Genomic DNA, 19,606 nt, shown 5'->3' with positions numbered 1-19,606 from the left:
GAAAGGCCTTTTAGCATTCTAGATCAAATAACATAATTACCAAGTGAGGTAATTATCGAATGCAAAAATTATAGTGTTGCTAAAATATCTTTTAATGTTTGACGTGGATTTTCAGATTTTGTAATCGGGCGACCAATCACCAAATGCGTAGAACCATCTAGCATTGCTTGCTTTGGTGTCACAATACGCTTTTGATCATCTGCATTTGAGCCTTCAGGACGGATACCTGGGGTTACTAAAGCAAAATCTTTCCCTAGACTTTCACGTAGCATTTTCGCTTCTTGAGCCGAACATACAACACCATCTAAACCACTGTCTTTGGTCAATTTAGCCAAGCGTTTAACATGCTCAAATGGTTCAACATCCAACCCTAAATCGGCAAGGTCCTCACGCCCCATAGAGGTTAATACAGTCACAGCAATTAATTGTGTATTGTAATTACCCGCTTTTAAGCGCTCTACGCAGGTCTCCATCATCTTACGGCCACCAGATGCATGAACGTTTACCATCCATACACCCATATCTGCTGCCGCACAAACAGCCTGCGCAGTGGTATTTGGAATATCGTGAAATTTTAAATCTAGAAATACTTCAAAGCCTTTATCATGCAAAGCTTTAACAACACTTGGACCCTCGTGGGTAAATAACTCTTTACCAACTTTTACTCGACACAGCGCTGGATCTAATTGTTCAGCAATTGTTAATGCGTCATATTGGCTTTTAGCATCTAAGGCAACAATGATACTCAAGAGACTACCCTTTTTTTGATTAAGACAAAAGAAAGCACATTATAGAGGCAATCTAATTCTGCAACCAAGCTTAAAACTTAGATTATCCAACTTTATCTCGTGCTGGCTTGATATTTTTATCAAGCACTGCATTTATCAACATAAAAAAAGCGCCCTAATGGATACTTAGAGCGCTCTAAAAATTTTATTAAGTCTGTTTCTTTAATCCGATTGGCTAAACAACTGTTTTAACTCAACCAGCGAGATTATAACGGGCTTGACGGTCGATCATCTGGATGAATATCCATCACAGTTTTTTCATGCCGTGTCACTGATGCAGCTTCCGCCGCAGCCAATTGTGCCGTTTGAATCTGTTCTTTACGTAGGCGATCTATGTCTTTACGTAGGCGTTTAATTTCCCAACTGTTTTGGAATACCCGGAAGATTTGAACTCCAAGTAATAATCCAAGAACAATACCCAATGCTAAAGTCAACAATAAGAGTAGACCTAAACGCATTGCTGGAACTTGTGTAAACAGAAGATCTACACTTAGTTCTGTACTATTCTGTAGTACCAGGAATAAAGAATATCCGAACAGCAGAATTAATAAAATAGCCAAGACATAACGCATAAACACCCCCGGATAGAATTATTTGTTTGCGGATTCGTTTACCGCATCACGTAAAGCCTTACCAGGTTTGAAGTGCGGAACAGCTTTTGCTGCAACCTCAACCGATCTACCCGTTTTTGGGTTACGACCTACACGTGGTTCACGATGATGCAATGCAAAACTGCCAAAGCCACGAATTTCAATACGATTGTCAGTTGATAAAGCTTCAATCATCTGATCAATCATAATTTTAACGGCCTCTTCAACCAGCGGTTCTGCTAAGTGCGGGTTTTTAAGAGAAATACGCTCTATTAAGTCAGACTTATTAAGTGCTTCCGTAGTCATCTGCGACCTCTTTAATTATCAAGCTACTTGGGAATCTATAGGCTGATAATAACCTGTTTAAATACAAAACGGTAGCGCAATAATTGATTACTACGCTACCGTTTACAGTAATTGTATAAAAAGTATGAGTTAATTTACATCAACTATACAATTCAAGCACTTACTTAGTTGCCCATTTGAGCTTTGATCAAATCACCAATAGTCTTAGGACCATTGTCTTGACCGTTAGCAGCTGTTTTCAAGTTAGCAACTGCTTCTTTTTCTTCAGCTTCGTCTTTCGCTTTGATAGACAAGTTGATAGAACGAGATTTACGATCTACGTTGATGATTTTAGCTTCAACTTCTTGACCAACTTCAAGGAACTTAGTTGCATCTTCAACGCGGTCACGGTTGATTTCAGATGCTTTAAGAGTCGCTTCAACTTCGTCAGCTAACTTAACAGTTGCGCCACGAGCGTCAACAGCAGTTACAGTACCTTTAACAAGCGCACCGCGTTCGTTAGCAGCTAAGAAATCGTTGAATGGATCGCTGTTCATTTGTTTGATGCCAAGGCTGATACGGTTGCCTTCAGCGTCTACTGAAAGGATAACCGCTTCAACTGTGTCACCTTTCTTGTAACGACGGATAGCTTCTTCGCCTTGTTCGTTCCAAGAAATGTCAGACAAGTGAACTAGACCATCGATACCGCCTGGTAAACCGATGAAGATACCGAAGTCAGTGATTGACTTGATAGTACCAGATACTTTTTCGCCTTTGTCGTGGTTTTTAGCAAACTCTTCCCATGGGTTAGCACGAGTTTGTTTGATACCAAGAGAAATACGACGACGTTCTTCGTCAACTTCAAGAACCATAACGTCAACTTCGTCACCAATCTGAACAACTTTAGATGGGTGGATGTTTTTGTTAGTGTGGTCCATTTCAGAAACGTGTACTAGACCTTCAACGCCTTCAGCGATTTCTGCGAAACAGCCGTAGTCAGTAAGGTTAGTTACGCGTGCTTTAACGATTGAACCTTTAGGGTAACGGCTCATGATCGCTAACCATGGATCTTCGCCTAATTGTTTAAGGCCTAAAGATACGCGGTTACGTTCGCGGTCGAATTTAAGTACTTTAACAGTAACTTCTTGACCAACTTCAACAACTTCTGAAGGGTGCTTGATGCGTTTCCAAGCCATATCAGTGATGTGAAGAAGACCGTCGATACCGCCAAGGTCAACGAATGCGCCGTAGTCAGTAAGGTTCTTGATAGTACCAGTAACTGTTTGACCTTCTTCAAGCTGAGCAAGAAGAGCTTCACGGTCAGCTGAAGATTCAGCTTCCATAACAGCACGACGAGAAACAACAACGTTGTTACGTTTAGCGTCAAGTTTGATTACTTTGAATTCTAACTCTTTGCCTTCCAAGTGAGTAGTATCACGGATAGGACGAGTGTCAACTAAAGAACCAGGAAGGAACGCACGAACTGGACCGATGTCAACAGTGAAACCGCCTTTAACCTTACCAGAAATAACACCAGTAACGATTTCGCCGTCTTCAAAGATTTTTTCAAGTTTAGTCCAAGTTTCAGCGCGTTTAGCTTTTTCGCGTGAAAGAACTGTTTGACCCATACCGTTGTCAAGCGCTTCAACAACAACATCAACAGTGTCGCCAACTTGAACTTCAAGTTCGCGTTGTTCATTTAAGAACTCAGCACGGTCAACAACGCCTTCAGATTTAAGGCCAGTGTCAACTGTTACCCAGTCAGAGTCGATGCTTACTACAACGCCTTGGATGACAGCACCCTTTTCAACGTTGAGGTTTAATTCGCTTTCTTCAAAGAGGGCTGCAAAAGATTCGGTCATGATATTTCCGATAAGTCAGCGGTCTTGGATCAGACAAGGCCGGTTTAATTAAGCGTCTACATAGTCCATATTGAACTGATCAAGCTATGCTTCTGCTGAAAAATTCTTTAATTTGTTAATTGTTGATCGACATAATTTGTCATCAACTTGAATACATCATCAATGCTTAAATTAGAGCTATCGATAATATACGCATCCGAAGCAGGCTTGAGTGGCGCGACTGTGCGCTCCATATCTCGTTTATCGCGAGCTTCGATATTAACTAAAATGTCGTTTATTTTAGCATCCAGCCCCATCCCCTGCAACTGCTTTACACGACGCTGTGCACGAGATTCAGCCGATGCCGTCAAATATATCTTGGCTTGCGCCTCTGGAAAAATTGAAGTGGCCATATCACGACCATCAGCAACCAAACCAGGCGCTTGAGCAAATGCATGTTGACGTGCCAATAAAGCAACTCTAAGTGCAGGAATTGCTGCAACTTTTGAAGCATACTCTCCCACGCGTTCAGTACGAATCTGTTGTGTTACATCAACTGATTCTAGTAATACCGTCATGCCAGTTTGAGTTGTAACAAACTGTATGTCTAAATTTGTTGCAATTTGGGTACAGGCTTCAAGTTCTGTATCTAACTTTTCAAGCAAGCCTTTATTAAACAATGACAGCCCCAGCAATCGATACAGCGCACCTGAATCCAATAAATGATATTGGTAATGCGACGCCAGTTTTGCCGCTAATGTGCCTTTACCCGAACCACTTGGCCCATCAATCGTAATAATATTTACTGTCATTGCCTTTTCCGCCATTCCCTATACAGTTTTTGCGAGTTTAGAAAAACCAAGTTTAATCGCTGATTTAAGCTGTGCAAGGATTAATTTACTGACAAAAGGTGCACGTGCTTGTAATTCAATCGTATAAGTCACTAAAGTTTTCTCACCATCAACGCGCTGAAATTGAATCACGCCCAAATGATGCTTCACCAATGGGTTTTTAATAATTTTATATTCAATACGTGAATTCGGCTCAAGCAGTGTAATTTGCTCTTGGAGTGGCTTAACTGGGCCAAACCCCATACGACGCACAGACCCAACTCCATCCGGACGCTCAGGATCTGCTGAATCTTTCACACGCACAACCTGCACTGGCGCAAAAGCCACGTTATAAGTTGCATGTTTAGACAATAGTTCAAATACCTGTTCTACTGGCGCATTAAATTCTTTTTGTATGGTAATAGAGTTCATAGTAGATCCTAAAAGTTATTGTGCTGTTTTATGAAATAGAAATAGCAAATATCATACGCTTTAGCCTTGATCATTTAAGGCCTTTTCTTGTAATTTTTGCTGTCTTTTCTGCTCACGACGCATTTTAAAAAACAGGCTGAGTTGCTCTGAACATTCGCTATGCAAAACACTCTGCTCAAATGCAAAGACATGATTGTAGTAACCCGTTTCAAAGAGTTTACGCGCACTAACCAATGAACCTGCTTTCGGCTCTGTCGCACCATACACCACACGTTGCACACGGGCATGAACTAAAGCACCCACACACATCGTACAAGGCTCAAGTGTGACGTATAGCGTCGCGTCATCTGGTAAACGGTAATTTTTAATCTGTTCACACGCTTGGCGAATTGCTTGTATTTCAGCATGTGCTGTCGGATCGTTTAAACCAATAGGTGCATTAAAGCCAAAACCAATCACTTGGTTTTGGCTCACAATAATCGCACCGACTGGAATCTCACCTTGTTTTGCAGCAGATGCAGCCTGATCAATCGCCAACTGCATCCAATATTCATCACTATAAAGTTCAAACTCAGTCATGCGAAATTAAATAACACCATAGTGTTTTAATAAAGCATTCCAGCTTTCATTTGATGTCACTGGAGGTTGATCTGCCAAAATCCCCTTTAATGACATATCTGCACCTTGCTTCCACTCAGGAGAAAGGTCTTTATCTACCAAGCGTGCACGCACACCCTCAACAAAGTCTGGGTGATTAATCTTCCAGTTTGAAATTTCAGTTTCAAGTTCAAACACTTCATTCCACGAATGAATTTGCTTACCCCATTGCCATAGCAACCAGCTCAATGCTGCTGTTGTTGGTGAACCTTTTTGCAAGTTTTCGCTGGCTTGACGCAACCAGTCACTTCGCGCATCACTCAAACCAACAATAGCTTCATAGTCATGCTCAAAATTCACACCACGACATACACTCTGAATCACATCAAGCGAGTTTTGAAGTGGACCTGGGCCGACTGGACGGTGCATGCTATTCAAAGTGTCATCAATTGCACGGAAATCGCCAGCTGGATAATGGCCCCAATCAATATTAATGACTTTATCAAGTACATTATCACGTTGTGCATCACAGATATGTGTTGCCCAACCAATACCATACGCACCTGCAGCAGTCATAATTGAACCAGTTAAACCTGTAAATAGGCCTATAGCACCACGGTCTGCTAAGAAGCGAGTTGCCCCCACATCTGGATATAAACCGATATTGATTTCAGGCATCGCCAAACGAGAATATGGTGTCACCAAGCGGAAAGGTGCCGCCATGAACAAGCCCAAGCCCCCACCCATGACATAACCTTCACCCCATACCAAAACGGGTTTAGCATAGTTATGCAATAACAAATCTAAAGCATATTCTTGTTCAAAAAACTTATTCGCAGTTGCTACTTCATCATTAATGACCAATTGACGTAGTTTGCGTACATCGCCACCTGCACAAAACGCTTTTGGTGTGGTTGAATCAAACCAAATCGCTTTCACACTACTATCACCATGGAAGTCTTCAAAAACTTCAAGCAAAGCAGTCACAATGGATTCATCTAATGCATGTAAAGATTTCGGACGGTTCAGGCGAACAATGCGCCAACCGTTTTTCGCTTCTTCTACAATTAAATCCGGATGGTAGTTTTTTGAAACGGGAGAATATGTCATGCGTCCAGCTGCCAATCAATAGGCTCAATGCCATGTTGTTTAAGATAATTATTAGATTTTGAGAACACTTTACAACCAAAAAAACCACCGCGGTTTGCAGCCAATGGTGATGGATGCGCGGCTTTTAACACCAAATGTTTATTTTGATCGATACGTTGTCCTTTTCGTTGTGCATACGCTCCCCAAAGAATAAAGACAACATGTTCACGCTGTTCATTCAATACATCAATTACATGATCTGTGAAATCCTCCCAGCCACGTTTTTGATGTGATGTTGGTTGACCAGCTTCTACAGTTAACACACTATTCAGCAATAACACACCTTGTTCTGCCCAACGTGTCAGGTCCCCGTGCTTAGGTACTGTAATTCCTAAGTCACTTTGCAACTCATGGTAAATATTGCGCAAAGACGGCGGTAAAGGTACGCCTTTTTGCACAGAAAAACTTAAACCATGTGCTTGATTTGGACCGTGATATGGATCTTGCCCTAAAATAACCACTTTGACATTTGCCAAAGGTGTCGTATTTAGCGCATTAAAGATCAATGCATTTGGCGGATAAACCACTTTATCTGCTTTAATTTCTTGCACAAGAAAGTCTTTTAGCTCATCCATTTTTGGGCTAAGCAAAAACTCACTCAGTCCATATTTCCAGCCCGCATCAAGCTGAACTTTGTTTAGTTTCGCTTGTTGCTCTTCTGTAAAAGACATACTTGCTACCCAATCCTTTTTACTTTATATCATTACTGTGCTGCATTAGAGTTTAACTTGTAACTCTACCTGAGGGTTTTGAAATTTCAGACCTTTTTTCAGTTGTTCGAACATCTGTGGATTTGACCATTCTGCTTGAATTTGCTCAGAAAATACAATTTGCTCTAAATCCAAAACACCCATTTGTTCATTTTGAATATCTTCTAAAAAGCTTTGTGCATAGCCAGTATCTGTTTCATGCACAATGACAGAGTAAACTTCAACATCACCTTCACCATTTTGTGTTTCTGTCGATGCTAAAACTTGTTGTGCCAAATAAAAGAAAATACGCGAAAACTGTTCAGCTGACGGTGATACTGGTAATGATACCCAACGCGCACTAAATGTTTCACATGCTTGAATATATTCTTGACTGTCTTGATTCCAATAGCAAATCGCATGATCAAAACTATCATACAAGTCTTTGATCACACCTTTGAGCAAACCAAAATCGTAGACCATTTGCCCATGATCAAGTTTCGATGCTTTCAAAAGCAACTCTACTTTATAACTATGCCCATGAATGGAACGTTTACAACGATCTGATGTGCAATTACGCACAATATGCGCATTTTCAAACTTAAATAACTTACGAATTATCATGTGCCGTAATGCAATTAAAAATCTCTAGATGACCTATAATTATAAAGCAAAAGTAAATGTTTGAGCATTAATTTTACTGTTCACTATGATTGACAAAATGCATCAGCCACACAAAGATTTTTTGACTAAAATGGCGCCATGCTCCGATAAGCCACATAGACATCTTTATCTTTTCTGATCATTTGCGAGCTAAACTGGCGTTTTCTCCCACCTAGTTCAACCTGAATTTTGGCTTTAAAACATTCAGACTGAACACCAAGCAAGGTATTCACTGCAGATTGTTTTTCTTCTGATACCTCTGAAAATGGTGCTAAAGCCCATAAATCCGAAACACTTTCAAAATGTTTTAAATTGGCTTGCTGTTGCTCGACAGCCTGCTTTACCGCATTCACATCAAGCTTTTCATCCAAACTTGCCAATAAAAATGCCGACGCAGTATTTATATTCACTTTACTATCGTGACTTGGAATGGCTGTTACATAAGGTGCAATTAATTGATCTTTGCCTGCCTCAAAACCCCGAATTTGTTTTAATTCTGCCACGTCATGAAATTTAGCATTGGGTGGCAATGACGCATTTGCCATGCCTTGATAATAACTCGCTTCTGCACCCATTGAACCTAGAGGTTGATCATCCAAATCTTGCCAGTCAATAACCGCTTCACTCAATTGAGCAGGGAGACCCACTTGCACCAAAATCCGTTCAAACCAAGCTTTGGCATTTTCATTGACCTGACCTTCGTTATTCACCAAGCTATTGAGATTAAACTTACCTGATTCATCTTCTAAAACACCAGCCACTGAACCATCTTCAACTGGAAAAGCAGGCATAGGTTTAGCCCAGTTTTCTTGTAAGTGATCGACTTGTCCTGCATTTTCAGCATCGTCTTTTAAAAGTTCGGCAAAAAATGCTTCTGCACTTTTTGCATACAATAAAGACTGATTTTGACGCATCAAATAAGACGTGCTTTCTGCTGTATTGGCCTGTTGCTTGGCAATTCCTGCTGCTAAAATTGTCGCCAAGGCCACCATCACCAAAATGGTCAACAAGGCAACACCTTTTTGAGTTCCAACCTTAATGTGCATTAAGATGACACTCCTTGGTTACCATCTGGCGTGCTAACAGTTTTTTTCTCTTCTAAAAAGTCCGTATTGAGTAAACTAAAAATCCACTCATAACTTACACCATTTACTGTTAAGTTCAACTTAAGCCCGCGCGGTAAGCGTTGCTTTTCCGCATCACTACTTAAGTTGCCCACTGAATCTGGCCAAGTGGTGAGCTCATTGGGGTTTAATACTGTAATTTGATATTGCTCTACGCCATTGAGCAAAACACTACTGTCTGGCTGATCACGCCCAGATTGATTAATATTTGGATATTTTAAACGGTATAATTTCTGCTCATCTTGACGATAAACATATTCTACCCGCTCATCCGCAGCCACACCTTGATTAAGTGGGTCGGTTACCCCTGTTTTACTAAACGCCAATTTGTTATTTTGCAAAGTTAACGCTGCCTGCACCTGTCCAGCAATATTTGCAGTCAATGGCACAGCTTGCATTGTATCTCTTAATATTTGTTTGTAACTTTCTTGTAATTGTCCCAATTTGCTTTCATGCATTGCATTTTGAGTTTTGACTTTTGCAATATAATCAAACACTTTCCAACCCAGCGCAGACAATACCGCAAAAATTGCGATTGCAACCAACAACTCCACCAAGGTAAAACCCCATGCTTTTTTTAGTTTCATGAGCTTTTAATCCGATGATTAAAGAAAAGTAAGTTGGTCACACCTGATTCTACTTGCCCAGTTTCTGCATTTACTAAGCTCACATGCACATCAACACGTTGTACATTTGGGCTAATGGTGGATTGAGCGCTTTTATCAATTTGCCACGTTTCACCCTGCTGCGTCACTTGTTTAGACGATGTACCACTCATCCACTCTTGATTGATTTCCATCATGGCAATTTCATTCAGCGCAGTGAATTGTGCTTTGGTTCTTAAAACAGCATTTGATGTGGCTTGCGTGTATTGTCGTGCAACATTAGTCAAAGCAATCGCAGCGACTGAAAATATTGCCAGCGCCACCATTACTTCCAACAAAGTAAACCCTTTAGCTTTCATCAACTATTTTACCTAAATGGTCTATTTCTATTTCTGAACCAATCGGTTGGTCATTTAAATAAAATTGCACTCTTACTGGTTTAGCCTCGCCATTACCCAACCAAATTAACTTAGGTGCGCTATGCTTTAATAATTCAGAATTATTTGCATTACGATAGGCATGATCTAAAGCTTGAATACTTAATGACACATGATCCGGCAAAATGCGCGGCTCAAACTCCGAATAGGTTTTCCATTGATTATTTTGATTGTAAGACCCACTCGTTTGCTGAGTAGGTAAATATTCGACAACATTATACTGAAAATTAGCCACATCTGTTGCAGATTGCGGGTTTAAAGCCAATATCCGCGATTGATCATTGGCAACTCTTAACATCTTCTGCATATCCATGAGAAAGACTTCTCTGGCTTGCATGGCTTTACGCTGATCTGTACCACCAATATTCATTAAAATAATGGAGGCTAAGATACCCATCACCACAATGACGACCATCACCTCAACTAAAGTAAAACCCTTGATGGATGATCGTCTTGGTGAGTTCATAGCATGCCTTTACGCAAATTGTGGAACAGCATGCGTCAGCTTAGGCAGTGCTAAAGCTTGATCAATGTAAGCAACCCTTAACGTATCTCTTGAACCTAGATAACGCTGATAGAAACTTGAGTTCAAAATTGCAGCAGCACCATGCGTAAGCGACCAAATTGAAGCCAAATAATCACGTACAACCATTTTACTTTCAATTAATGCTAAATAGCTTTCTGTCATTCGAATAATTAAGCGTAGACGTTGCTTACGAACTTGATAAAGCTCATTAAACAAATGCTGGATACCCACACCAGTTGTAGATAAACGCTCTTCAATTTGATGAAACAGCACAGTTCTTTCAGGATGATGTAAATGATGTAGCATAAAGAAAGCTAAATGCTCAGGGAATTGTTTATCTGTATCCTTGATCATTTCAAGCAACATGCGCTCATTACGAATAATGAGCAACATATATAATTCATCTTTACTTTGAAAGTGTTTATATAGAGTGCCTTTTGCTAAATCCAGCTCTGCCGCCAATGCATCTAGCGTCATCCCTGCTTCACCATTTTCAAGCAGCAATTGCTCTGCAACTTGAAAAATTAACGCTTCTCTTGCTCTGAATTGAGCTTGACGATCCATCTTCACCCTATTAACTCTCTTATACGCTATATCATTCAATTTTTTACTTTTGCTTGAGGAGATTCTCAAAATTTTGCATCGTTATACGCGCAATCTCTTCAACGGGTTTATCATATACTTCACTTAATGCTTTGGCTACATAAGGCACATACTTTGGTTCATTAGACTTTCCTCTATAGGGCATAGGCGCCAAATAAGGACTGTCTGTTTCAATCAACACGCGATTGAGTGGAACTTGCTTAGCGACATCACGCAGATCTTGCGCATTTTTAAATGAAACGATGCCTGAAAACGATACATAATAACCGCAATCCAATACTGCTTTTGCAGTTTCCCAGTCTTCTGTGAAGCAATGCAAAATACCATGTGTCGATTTTTCAGCACGAATGATATCCACAGTATCGTGTTTAGCTGCACGAGTATGCACAACCACAGGCTTGTTCACTGCTTGCGAAGCATGAATATGGCGAGCAAAACATTCTTTTTGCTCTGTAACGAAGTCCGTACTGTGATAATAGTCAAGACCAGTTTCACCCAAAGCCCAAACTTTTTCGGGTTGTGCAAGTTCAATTAAATACTCTGTCGTCGCACGCGCCATGGTTTGAGCATCTTCGCATGGATGCACACCTACGGTATAACCCACATCTGCATGTCGGGCTGCAATTTTAGCCAGCTCAATGTGATCGTCCAAATCAACTGATATACTCATAAATTTTGAAACACCCGCTTCGCGGGCTTGCGCCAATGCCAAATCCAAATCCCCACCATAAGGGCTTAAATCCAACATAATCAAATGGCAATGAGTATCTACAAACACAATGAAACCTATTCGCTAAAATTCAAATTCTACATAGTGTAACTTCTACGCCCTTCAGTTTTAAGCCCTGTAAGTAATCGTTCTGTTTCAGAACGGAAGTAAACGCCTTTTTCACCGCTCAATTGAATCCCAAAACCTTGAGGTTTCACCCCATTTTGTTTATGGGAAATCCAGATCACCTTACCTGTTAAGGGTACTTTTTGTGTTTGCTCAGGCAATGTCGCCAAAATAAAAACTTCCTCACCCATTTTAACTGGCTGATTTGACGGCACAAATAAACCACCACCAGAAACATAAGGCATATAACATGCAAAAAGTGTATCTACATCTGGGATATTCGCCTGAATAATTCCGCCCATACGTGGCTGCATCCTTTTCCCCTTTTTATATATTCATTAATTTGATGCACAGCTGATCGAGCACAAGATTGGTTTGTACATTTTGCTCAATAAACCGCTTAGATTGCTGAAAATCAGCATAAATACCAAACAACGCTTCTAAAGAATACTGCGCTGGTAAATCACTATAATTCAAATCAATATTTTTAATTGATTGATTTAGCTTGACACAAATTATATCGGACAACAAGTATTCAAACATTTGACTAAAATCACTAAAACTTAGTGCTTTGTTCCATTTGGTCGCAATTGCCATCGGCATATTTTTCTGTTTGATCAGTTTTTGCCAATCATCAACGAAGTCTTGTCTTAATGTTAGCCATTCTGCCTCAGCCAAATTCACAGCGCGCAATGGCATTTGATCAGACAAATTCATCAATAATTCATGACTAAATCTATCCGTAGCAATCTTTTCTTGTAAAAACTGCTCCGACTGCGATGGGCTTATTCGATCAAGCGCAAAGTGCTGTAAACGACTACGAATCGTTGCTGGCAATTTTAAGTAATGATCTGCCAACAGAATAATAACAATACGCTCACCAGGCTCTTCTAAGGTCTTGAGTAAAGCATTAGAAGAAGCAGTATTTAATGCTTCTGCTGGTTCAATAACAATGACACGCCAACCGTCCACCGTTTGTTGCACAAAAGGTAAAAGATCTCGAATTTTTTCAATTTTAATCTTGGCGTTTTGCTTTTTATTGTCTTCATCTGTACTAATGTGCACATAATTTGGATGTGTATCAGACTTTAGCCACTGACAACTACCACACTCACCACATGCATAGCGATGGCTATCACGATTTTGACAAAGCACCCAAGCAACAAATGACTGTGCAAATGTTTCTTTTCCACAGCCATTTTTGCCATAAAACAGTAAACCGTGCCCAATTTGTGGAAAACGACTGGTTAAGGTGTGCCAGACATTTTCCTGCCAAGGGTATACAGGTGCTTTTACATCATTTTGCATGGATAATTATCCTTATTCAAAATGTGCTACATCCATTTGGTTTAAGCGATCCAAATCTTCTTGAGTATCGACACCCGGTGGCAAATTCGCTTCTGCTACAGCTATCGCAATACGATGTCCATTTTCAAGAACACGTAATTGTTCTAAGCTTTCCAGCTTTTCTAACACGCCCATATCCCAGCTCACGTACTCTTGTAAAAGTTTAACGCGATATGCATATAGTCCTAGATGACGATAAGCTTGATCATGTAATTTTTGCTCTGCAAGCTTCGCACCATCTCGATCATAAGGAATGGTTGCACGGCTAAAATATAATGCTTGGTGATGTTTTGACATAACCACCTTCACAATACTATCACGCTTAAATTCATCTAAATGATGAATAGGCTCACACAGTGTAGACATTGAGCAGGCAGGCTGTTGCTCTAATAATTGAGCGACTTGTTTAACCAATAGCGCTGGAAGCAATGGTTCATCGCCTTGCACATTGACAATAATATCGTTTTCATCCCAACCTTTTAAACGCGCAACTTCGCTCAAACGATCTGTACCTGAAGGATGATCTGCCGAGGTCAACACAACATCAATACCTTCTGCACGACATACTGCTGCAATACGCTCATCATCTGTTGCTACACATAAGTCATCAAAGCCTTCTACTTTTTTAGCCTGATCTACAACGCGTAAAATCATAGGACGACCATGAATTTCCAACAACGGCTTACCTGGTAAACGAGAACTCGAAAAACGCGCTGGGATGACGATATGTTTCATAAAATACTGCCTTCAGGAAGAGTAATGCCCAATTGACTCAATTGCTGATGCAAGGTGCGATAGCAATCTGCTGAAAGTACAGCATCTACAGGAACAACCCAAATCTCACGTTGTATATTTGGGTGTTGTTTGAGTAAGGGTAAAATTTTAACTGCATCTTTTTCAGTGGTGATAATTGGATAATTATCTTCAAACTGTAAATCTGCAAGTTCGTATTCATAATGATCTGGAAATTCATGGCATTGGAACTGGTGAATACCCATATTTTCCAAAGTTGTATAAAAACGTTGTGGAAAACCAATGCCAACCACAGCATAAAATGCTTGATGTGGATTAAACACTTGCTCAGTCGTGCTATTAAGCAGATAAGGCTCTGACGCCTCTAAGTGCATATTGAGTGGACTAATGGCATGAGATGCATGCTCAATCACCGTACCCGTATTTAAGCGACTTTTAGGTTCGCGCAAATAGCCTTCAGGTAAAATTTTTTCATTTCCCAAACCACGGTTATTATCCAGCACAATCCATTCTAACTGTCGATTGAGTGCCAAATGTTGCAAACCATCATCGCAAATAATTAAATCTAGAGGATGCTTGCTCAGCAATAGCTCAATGCTTTTTTGACGATTGGCACCCACGGCCATCGGCACACCCGTAGACTGAACAATCAAAGCAGGTTCATCACCCACTTGCTCGGCTTCTGCATTCAGATCGACATAGGCTGGAAATGGGCCTTTACCGCCATAACCACGACTAATGACACCTACACTTAGGCCTAAGCTTTGTAAGTAATTAACCAAGTGAATTAGCAATGGCGTCTTACCGCTTCCACCCACGGTAATATTACCAATCACCATAACAGGCACTGGCGCGGTATAACTTTTTTTAAGACCCGTGGCATACATTTTCTTATTCAGTAAAAATCCGCCACGATAAAGCCACGACAACGGTCGGAACACAATTAGCCACTTTGCTTGTTTATGCCAAGCATCTTGTATTAACTGTGCGACCGACATGCTTAGTGCTCCTCAAAATTACGCTGATGTAATTGGAAATATGCACCTTGTTTTGCAAGCAACTCTGCATGCGTGCCTTGCTCTACAATCAGGCCTTTATCCATCACCACAATACGATCCGCATTTTCAATCGTCGACAATCGGTGAGCAATCACAATTGTAGTACGATCTTTCATTGCAGTATCAAAGGCTTGCTGAATAAAGTACTCCGATTCATTATCTAAAGCACTGGTTGCTTCATCCAAAATCAATATTGGCGCATTTTTTAATATTGCACGAGCAATAGCAATACGTTGACGCTGACCACCAGACAAGTTTAAGCCTTGCGCGCCTAATGGCGTATCATAACCTTGTGGTAAGTTCATGATAAAGTCGTGTGCATACGCCGCTTTAGCAGCTGCAATCACTTCCTCATCACTAGCAAATCCCAACTGACCATAAGCAATATTTTCACGTACCGTACGATTGAAAAGCACCACTTGCTGATTCACCATTGAAATTTGTGACCGCAATGCATTCAGCTCAATATCATGAATATCCATTTGATCGAGCTTTAACTGACCCGAACTAATCTCTTGATATCGCAGAAGTAAGTTAACCAATGAGGTCTTACCTGCACCAGACCGCCCAACTAAAGCGACCGTTTCACCCGCATTCACTTTTAAGTTAAAGTCATGAATTGCATGATAACCATCTGAGTAGGTCAAGTTCACATTATTAAATTCAATTTCACCTGTTAAGGCTGGTGTTAATGTACCTTTATTTTCTTCTTCTGGTAGATCCAATAATTCAAATACTGAATATGCAGCAGCCATACCACGTTGAATTTTTTCGTTAATATCCGTTAAAGAACGAATTGGCTTCGCCAACATACCCGCTGCAGTAATGTAGGCAACAAACTCACCCGCAGACGTTTCACGCAAAATCTCAGGTCTTAGGGCAATAAACATAATAATGGCCAAAGAAATAGACATGATCAACTGTACGACTGGACTATTCAGCTGTTGTACCACTACCATTTTCAAGCCACGGCGTAAGTTTTCCATTGAGCTTTCATGAAAACGTTGTTGTTCATAACTTTGCCCAGCAAAACCTTTGACCACCATATTGCCGTTTACAGTTTCTTGCACCACATGGTTTACATCACCCATCGTATCTTGTACTTGATTCGATAGTTTACGCATCCGTTTCGATGCCTTACGAATCAACAAGCCAATCAAAGGGCCAAATACCAAAATAATTAAGGTCAAACGCCAATTGGTATAAATTAAATAGCCCATTAAGGCCAGTGTAATTAAACCTTGTTGTAATAACGTTTTTAATGATTCGGTCGATGCAGCGGTTAATTGCTCGACGTTATACATAATTTTGGCAGTAATATGGCCACTCGAATTATCTAAATAATACTGCGATGGCAATCGCATAAGCTTAGCAAATACTTCTTGGCGGATATTAAAGATTAAATTACGGGAAATCACTGCCGTGAAATACCCACCCATAAATAAACCCAAACCGCGGAAGAACATCAGCACCACAACTAGCAGTGGAAACAGTGTTGTAAAGCTTTGGTCTTTATTCTGAATCGCATTAATGATTTTCTCTAGCAATTTTGCCACAGAAACTTCTGTTGCAGCATTGATCGCAAAACCAAGTACAACCAATAATGCTACGCCCCAAAATTGCTTTAAATAGCTTAACAGGCGCAGATAGACCTTAACATCTTGCTTCACTAATAACCTCGAGTTGGTACTTTGGTACTAATATTAACGTTCACGAAACCTAACTGACCAGCGACATCCATGACACGAATGACATCTTGGTGTGCAGCTTTGGCATCCGCAGCAATAATAAACATTAAATCACGGCGATCATGAGAAATCTGTTTAATTGCCGTATTTAAATCTACAGTATCCTTCCCCTCTAAGGACTGCCCATTCACAGCATAGTGTCCAGTAGCGTCTACCGTCACTTCAATTTTTTGATCATAGTGCTTAGGTGGCACACCCTGCGCATCTGGCAGGGTTAAATTCATTCGACTCATTTGGTTAAATGACGTCGACAACAGCAAAAACACCAAGATAAACAATAAACAGTCAATCATTGGTGTTAGGTTGATATGAATATCTTCAACTTGACGGCGTCTGAACTTCATTTTAGACCTCAGCTTGCTTTTGGCATGTCTTGATCTTGTCGTTCAGCTACAGGTGTTGCTTTATAAAATAATGCAGCATGAAATAAGGTCGATTGTTGTTCAAGTTCGGCTGTAAATTCTTGCACCAAACGCTGAAAATAACGATGTGCGAATAATGCTGGAATTGCAATTAGCATACCCGCCGCTGTCGTAATCAAAGCCTTTGAAATACCCGGCATCATCAGTACTGGATCACTATTCGTACCTACATCAATCATTAAAAATGATTCAATAATACCCAGCACTGTACCCAACAAACCTAGTAATGGCGCTACTGCACTTAGTGTACCCAAGAAATTTACATTTTTTTCTAAAAAACCAATTTCTTGAGAAGCCACAGCTTCCATTTGAGCACTGGCATATTGCTGTGCTTGGTCTTTGCTTTCATAGCCAGCTAAAAAAATACGGCCAAGCGTACTGTCTTGTAGCGCTTGGCTTTGGCGCATAACCTTTACAACTTGATCTGCACTTTGATTTTTTTTCATTAACAATGCAGTGGGTAATACTGTCGATTTTTTCAAGCGAATAAATCGCTCAATCGTAATAGCTACGGTAAAAATCGAACAAAGTACCAAGGGTAGCATCAGCCACCCACCTGCTTTGACTAATTCCCACATTTGATTTTCCCCAATAAATCGAAATACAAAATTAATCTGCGAAGCAAATATTTAAAATACCATCCAACTCTTCGAGTGAATGATAATTAATCACCAACTTGCCTTTGCCTTGTTTGTTATGGTCGATTTTAACATCGGCACCAAAACGATCAGATAAACGTTGTGTTAATTGCTGAATATCTGAAGATGCTGCTTGTTTTTCTTTGACTTGTTTTGGCGCATTCATGTCTCGCACCAATTGTTCGGTTTGACGCACAGACAAGCTCTTTTCAATCACATGTTCAGCCACTTTAAGCTGATCTTTGGCTTTTAGCGTCAAAATTGCACGTGCATGACCCATGTCTAAAAGGCTTTGTTGCATAAAGTCTTTTACAGGCTCAGCTAAAGTTAATAAGCGTAGTAAATTACTTACTGTCGTACGTGCTTTACCCACTGTATCGGCAATTTCTTGATGGCTTAAACCAAACTCATCATGGAATCGTTGTAATGCCATCGCCTGATCAATTGGATTTAAGTCTTGACGTTGAATGTTTTCAATTAAAGCCAAAGCAATTGCAACTTGGTCCGTTAAATCGCGAACAATTGCAGGCACTTCCGTTAAACCGGCCAACTGTGCGGCACGCCAACGACGCTCACCTGCAATAATTTCATACAGGTACTTTTCATCTTCAATTGGACGAATCACAATTGGCTGCATCACACCGTGTTTTTCGATTGATGCCGCTAATTCTTGTAAGTCTTGCTCATTAATATAACGACGTGGCTGATATTCGCCACGTTTGAGTAAATGAACATCAATTTGTTTGAGCTGACCATGGTCCAAAGATTGTGCTTCGAGTTGCAACTTTTCTTTTTGAATGGAACCAAGCAACGCGTCTAGACCACGACCTTTCGCTAATCCGCGTTTTTTTACTGTCATGCTTTAATTCCTTTTTTTACTTTGCTTTTCTTTAACATTTCAGCAGCAAGGTTTAAATATGCCACTGCACCCTTCGAGCTTTTCTCAAAATAAATGACTGGCAAACCATGCGCAGGTGCTTCTGCTAAACGAATATTACGTGGAATAACCGTCTCATATAGCTTCTTGCCAAAATATTGTTCTAGTTCTGCTGAAACATCACGTGTCAAAGCATTTCGCGCATCATACATGGTGCGTAAAACACCTACAATTTGTAAGTCTGGGTTTAATGCTTGCTGAATACGATCAATCGTTTGCGTTAAATCAGCCAAACCTTCCAAAGCGTAGTATTCACATTGCATTGGAATAATCACGCCATCCACTGCAGCCAAAGCATTCACCGTAATCAAGCTTAAACTTGGCGCGCAATCGACAATAATATAATCAAATTTATCTTCAACCTCTTTTAAGGCTTCACGTAAGATAAATTCACGGCCAGGCTGCTCCGCAATTGCAAGCTCAACACCTGCTAAATCACGGTTTGCACCCAATACCTTATAACCAACTTCAGCTTTACTAATTGCTGTTTCAATCGGCATTTCGCCCAGCAATACATCAGTTACCGAATACAGCAGATCATTTTTTTGAATGCCAGAACCCATCGTCGCATTGCCTTGTGAATCCATATCCACAAGTAATACGCGTTTTTTAAGTACGGCCAATGATGCAGCCAAATTTACTGCGGTTGTAGTTTTACCGACACCACCTTTCTGGTTCGCAATCGCAATAATCTGTGCCATGGTAACCC

At 40.5% G+C, this 19,606-nt stretch carries 25 protein-coding genes; all 25 read right to left on the bottom strand.

The features are described from left to right. Positions 1-68: 68 nt before the first annotated feature. Positions 69-749 carry an orotidine-5'-phosphate decarboxylase gene (pyrF, locus tag C9E88_RS06815; RefSeq protein WP_106985791.1) on the bottom strand — a complete coding sequence of 227 codons (681 nt, stop codon included), beginning with the start codon at positions 747-749 and terminating at the stop codon, positions 69-71. Positions 750-994: 245 nt separating this feature from the next. Beyond that, on the bottom strand, positions 995-1,360 hold the full coding sequence (locus tag C9E88_RS06810) for a lipopolysaccharide assembly protein LapA domain-containing protein (RefSeq protein WP_106985792.1): 366 nt from the start codon (positions 1,358-1,360) through the stop codon (positions 995-997). An 18-nt stretch (positions 1,361-1,378) separates the two neighbouring features. Continuing rightward, on the bottom strand, positions 1,379-1,684 hold the full coding sequence (locus C9E88_RS06805; protein ID WP_106985793.1) for an integration host factor subunit beta: 306 nt from the start codon (positions 1,682-1,684) through the stop codon (positions 1,379-1,381). A 164-nt stretch (positions 1,685-1,848) separates the two neighbouring features. Continuing rightward, positions 1,849-3,525 carry a 30S ribosomal protein S1 gene (gene rpsA, locus C9E88_RS06800; RefSeq protein WP_106985794.1) on the bottom strand — a complete coding sequence of 559 codons (1,677 nt, stop codon included), beginning with the start codon at positions 3,523-3,525 and terminating at the stop codon, positions 1,849-1,851. 107 nt (positions 3,526-3,632) lie between these two features. Continuing rightward, complete coding sequence (gene cmk / locus C9E88_RS06795) at positions 3,633-4,316, bottom strand: (d)CMP kinase (RefSeq protein ID WP_106985836.1); 684 nt, start codon at positions 4,314-4,316, stop codon at positions 3,633-3,635. 18 nt (positions 4,317-4,334) lie between these two features. Then, positions 4,335-4,766, bottom strand: a complete 432-nt coding sequence (locus C9E88_RS06790; protein ID WP_106985795.1) for an SRPBCC family protein — start codon at positions 4,764-4,766, stop codon at positions 4,335-4,337. Between the two features lie 60 nt (positions 4,767-4,826). Next, on the bottom strand, positions 4,827-5,345 hold the full coding sequence (gene tadA / locus C9E88_RS06785; protein WP_106985796.1) for a tRNA adenosine(34) deaminase TadA: 519 nt from the start codon (positions 5,343-5,345) through the stop codon (positions 4,827-4,829). A gap of 6 nt (positions 5,346-5,351) precedes the next feature. Next, the gene (locus C9E88_RS06780) at positions 5,352-6,473 is read right to left on the bottom strand and encodes an enoyl-CoA hydratase/isomerase family protein (RefSeq protein WP_106985797.1); all 1,122 of its coding nucleotides are present in this window, start codon (positions 6,471-6,473) and stop codon (positions 5,352-5,354) included. Beyond that, positions 6,470-7,183, bottom strand: a complete 714-nt coding sequence (gene ung, locus C9E88_RS06775) for a uracil-DNA glycosylase (RefSeq protein ID WP_106985798.1) — start codon at positions 7,181-7,183, stop codon at positions 6,470-6,472. Before ung ends, C9E88_RS06780 begins: the two co-directional genes overlap by 4 nt. 45 nt (positions 7,184-7,228) lie before the next feature. Continuing rightward, positions 7,229-7,825, bottom strand: coding sequence for a 6-pyruvoyl trahydropterin synthase family protein (locus tag C9E88_RS06770; RefSeq protein WP_106985799.1), 597 nt, complete (start codon positions 7,823-7,825; stop codon positions 7,229-7,231). 125 nt (positions 7,826-7,950) lie between these two features. Next, positions 7,951-8,910 carry a type II secretion system minor pseudopilin GspK gene (gene gspK, locus C9E88_RS06765; RefSeq protein ID WP_106985800.1) on the bottom strand — a complete coding sequence of 320 codons (960 nt, stop codon included), beginning with the start codon at positions 8,908-8,910 and terminating at the stop codon, positions 7,951-7,953. Further along, a complete protein-coding gene (locus C9E88_RS06760; protein ID WP_106985801.1) occupies positions 8,910-9,575 on the bottom strand; it encodes a type II secretion system protein GspJ in 666 nt (221 codons plus the stop codon). The genes gspK and C9E88_RS06760 overlap by 1 nt, the downstream gene beginning before the upstream one ends. Next, positions 9,572-9,952, bottom strand: coding sequence for a type II secretion system minor pseudopilin GspI (gene gspI / locus C9E88_RS06755; RefSeq protein ID WP_106985802.1), 381 nt, complete (start codon positions 9,950-9,952; stop codon positions 9,572-9,574). Before gspI ends, C9E88_RS06760 begins: the two co-directional genes overlap by 4 nt. Further along, positions 9,942-10,496: a prepilin-type N-terminal cleavage/methylation domain-containing protein gene (locus C9E88_RS06750; protein ID WP_106985803.1), complete on the bottom strand. Its 555-nt coding sequence runs from the start codon at positions 10,494-10,496 to the stop codon at positions 9,942-9,944. The genes gspI and C9E88_RS06750 overlap by 11 nt, the downstream gene beginning before the upstream one ends. Before the next feature lie 9 nt (positions 10,497-10,505). Next, positions 10,506-11,120 (bottom strand): TetR/AcrR family transcriptional regulator, encoded by a 615-nt coding sequence (locus C9E88_RS06745; RefSeq protein ID WP_106985804.1) that lies wholly within the window; start codon positions 11,118-11,120, stop codon positions 10,506-10,508. Positions 11,121-11,163: 43 nt separating this feature from the next. Beyond that, positions 11,164-11,937 carry a TatD family hydrolase gene (locus C9E88_RS06740; RefSeq protein WP_106985805.1) on the bottom strand — a complete coding sequence of 258 codons (774 nt, stop codon included), beginning with the start codon at positions 11,935-11,937 and terminating at the stop codon, positions 11,164-11,166. 29 nt (positions 11,938-11,966) lie between these two features. Then, the gene (locus tag C9E88_RS06735) at positions 11,967-12,308 is read right to left on the bottom strand and encodes a PilZ domain-containing protein (protein WP_106985806.1); all 342 of its coding nucleotides are present in this window, start codon (positions 12,306-12,308) and stop codon (positions 11,967-11,969) included. A 13-nt stretch (positions 12,309-12,321) separates the two neighbouring features. Further along, positions 12,322-13,302, bottom strand: a complete 981-nt coding sequence (locus C9E88_RS06730) for a DNA polymerase III subunit delta' (protein ID WP_106985807.1) — start codon at positions 13,300-13,302, stop codon at positions 12,322-12,324. 12 nt (positions 13,303-13,314) lie between these two features. Continuing rightward, the gene (gene kdsB / locus C9E88_RS06725) at positions 13,315-14,076 is read right to left on the bottom strand and encodes a 3-deoxy-manno-octulosonate cytidylyltransferase (RefSeq protein ID WP_106985808.1); all 762 of its coding nucleotides are present in this window, start codon (positions 14,074-14,076) and stop codon (positions 13,315-13,317) included. Then, positions 14,073-15,092 carry a tetraacyldisaccharide 4'-kinase gene (gene lpxK / locus C9E88_RS06720; RefSeq protein ID WP_106985809.1) on the bottom strand — a complete coding sequence of 340 codons (1,020 nt, stop codon included), beginning with the start codon at positions 15,090-15,092 and terminating at the stop codon, positions 14,073-14,075. The genes kdsB and lpxK overlap by 4 nt, the downstream gene beginning before the upstream one ends. A 2-nt stretch (positions 15,093-15,094) precedes the next feature. Beyond that, positions 15,095-16,822, bottom strand: a complete 1,728-nt coding sequence (gene msbA / locus C9E88_RS06715; protein ID WP_106985810.1) for a lipid A export permease/ATP-binding protein MsbA — start codon at positions 16,820-16,822, stop codon at positions 15,095-15,097. After that, complete coding sequence (locus C9E88_RS06710; protein ID WP_106985811.1) at positions 16,822-17,244, bottom strand: ExbD/TolR family protein; 423 nt, start codon at positions 17,242-17,244, stop codon at positions 16,822-16,824. Before C9E88_RS06710 ends, msbA begins: the two co-directional genes overlap by 1 nt. A gap of 8 nt (positions 17,245-17,252) precedes the next feature. Then, entirely contained in the window at positions 17,253-17,900 is a 648-nt protein-coding gene (locus C9E88_RS06705) for a MotA/TolQ/ExbB proton channel family protein (protein ID WP_106985812.1), read from the bottom strand. 31 nt (positions 17,901-17,931) lie between these two features. Further along, a complete protein-coding gene (locus C9E88_RS06700; protein WP_106985813.1) occupies positions 17,932-18,819 on the bottom strand; it encodes a ParB/RepB/Spo0J family partition protein in 888 nt (295 codons plus the stop codon). After that, a complete protein-coding gene (locus tag C9E88_RS06695; protein WP_106985814.1) occupies positions 18,816-19,598 on the bottom strand; it encodes a ParA family protein in 783 nt (260 codons plus the stop codon). The genes C9E88_RS06700 and C9E88_RS06695 overlap by 4 nt, the downstream gene beginning before the upstream one ends. Positions 19,599-19,606: the final 8 nt, after the last annotated feature.

The sequence above is a fragment of the Acinetobacter cumulans genome, from assembly GCF_003024525.3.
GTDB classification, from domain to species: Bacteria; Pseudomonadota; Gammaproteobacteria; order Pseudomonadales; family Moraxellaceae; genus Acinetobacter; species Acinetobacter cumulans.
Note: the sequence above shows the minus strand (reverse complement) of the source record. Positions and strands in the feature narration are given on the sequence as shown.

What these genes read in the sequence shown, in the direction of transcription:
- C9E88_RS06810 (WP_106985792.1), bottom strand. Translation starts at nt 1,360, where the DNA reads ATGCGTTATGTCTTGGCTATTTTATTAATTCTGCTGTTCGGATATTCT.
- C9E88_RS06805 (WP_106985793.1), bottom strand. Translation starts at nt 1,684, where the DNA reads ATGACTACGGAAGCACTTAATAAGTCTGACTTAATAGAGCGTATTTCT.
- rpsA (WP_106985794.1), bottom strand. Translation starts at nt 3,525, where the DNA reads ATGACCGAATCTTTTGCAGCCCTCTTTGAAGAAAGCGAATTAAACCTC.
- cmk (WP_106985836.1), bottom strand. Translation starts at nt 4,316, where the DNA reads ATGACAGTAAATATTATTACGATTGATGGGCCAAGTGGTTCGGGTAAA.
- C9E88_RS06790 (WP_106985795.1), bottom strand. Translation starts at nt 4,766, where the DNA reads ATGAACTCTATTACCATACAAAAAGAATTTAATGCGCCAGTAGAACAG.
- tadA (WP_106985796.1), bottom strand. Translation starts at nt 5,345, where the DNA reads ATGACTGAGTTTGAACTTTATAGTGATGAATATTGGATGCAGTTGGCG.
- C9E88_RS06780 (WP_106985797.1), bottom strand. Translation starts at nt 6,473, where the DNA reads ATGACATATTCTCCCGTTTCAAAAAACTACCATCCGGATTTAATTGTA.
- ung (WP_106985798.1), bottom strand. Translation starts at nt 7,183, where the DNA reads ATGTCTTTTACAGAAGAGCAACAAGCGAAACTAAACAAAGTTCAGCTT.
- C9E88_RS06770 (WP_106985799.1), bottom strand. Translation starts at nt 7,825, where the DNA reads ATGATAATTCGTAAGTTATTTAAGTTTGAAAATGCGCATATTGTGCGT.
- gspK (WP_106985800.1), bottom strand. Translation starts at nt 8,910, where the DNA reads ATGCACATTAAGGTTGGAACTCAAAAAGGTGTTGCCTTGTTGACCATT.
- C9E88_RS06760 (WP_106985801.1), bottom strand. Translation starts at nt 9,575, where the DNA reads ATGAAACTAAAAAAAGCATGGGGTTTTACCTTGGTGGAGTTGTTGGTT.
- gspI (WP_106985802.1), bottom strand. Translation starts at nt 9,952, where the DNA reads ATGAAAGCTAAAGGGTTTACTTTGTTGGAAGTAATGGTGGCGCTGGCA.
- C9E88_RS06750 (WP_106985803.1), bottom strand. Translation starts at nt 10,496, where the DNA reads ATGAACTCACCAAGACGATCATCCATCAAGGGTTTTACTTTAGTTGAG.
- C9E88_RS06745 (WP_106985804.1), bottom strand. Translation starts at nt 11,120, where the DNA reads ATGGATCGTCAAGCTCAATTCAGAGCAAGAGAAGCGTTAATTTTTCAA.
- C9E88_RS06735 (WP_106985806.1), bottom strand. Translation starts at nt 12,308, where the DNA reads ATGCAGCCACGTATGGGCGGAATTATTCAGGCGAATATCCCAGATGTA.
- C9E88_RS06730 (WP_106985807.1), bottom strand. Translation starts at nt 13,302, where the DNA reads ATGCAAAATGATGTAAAAGCACCTGTATACCCTTGGCAGGAAAATGTC.
- kdsB (WP_106985808.1), bottom strand. Translation starts at nt 14,076, where the DNA reads ATGAAACATATCGTCATCCCAGCGCGTTTTTCGAGTTCTCGTTTACCA.
- lpxK (WP_106985809.1), bottom strand. Translation starts at nt 15,092, where the DNA reads ATGTCGGTCGCACAGTTAATACAAGATGCTTGGCATAAACAAGCAAAG.
- C9E88_RS06710 (WP_106985811.1), bottom strand. Translation starts at nt 17,244, where the DNA reads ATGAAGTTCAGACGCCGTCAAGTTGAAGATATTCATATCAACCTAACA.
- C9E88_RS06705 (WP_106985812.1), bottom strand. Translation starts at nt 17,900, where the DNA reads ATGTGGGAATTAGTCAAAGCAGGTGGGTGGCTGATGCTACCCTTGGTA.
- C9E88_RS06700 (WP_106985813.1), bottom strand. Translation starts at nt 18,819, where the DNA reads ATGACAGTAAAAAAACGCGGATTAGCGAAAGGTCGTGGTCTAGACGCG.
- C9E88_RS06695 (WP_106985814.1), bottom strand. Translation starts at nt 19,598, where the DNA reads ATGGCACAGATTATTGCGATTGCGAACCAGAAAGGTGGTGTCGGTAAA.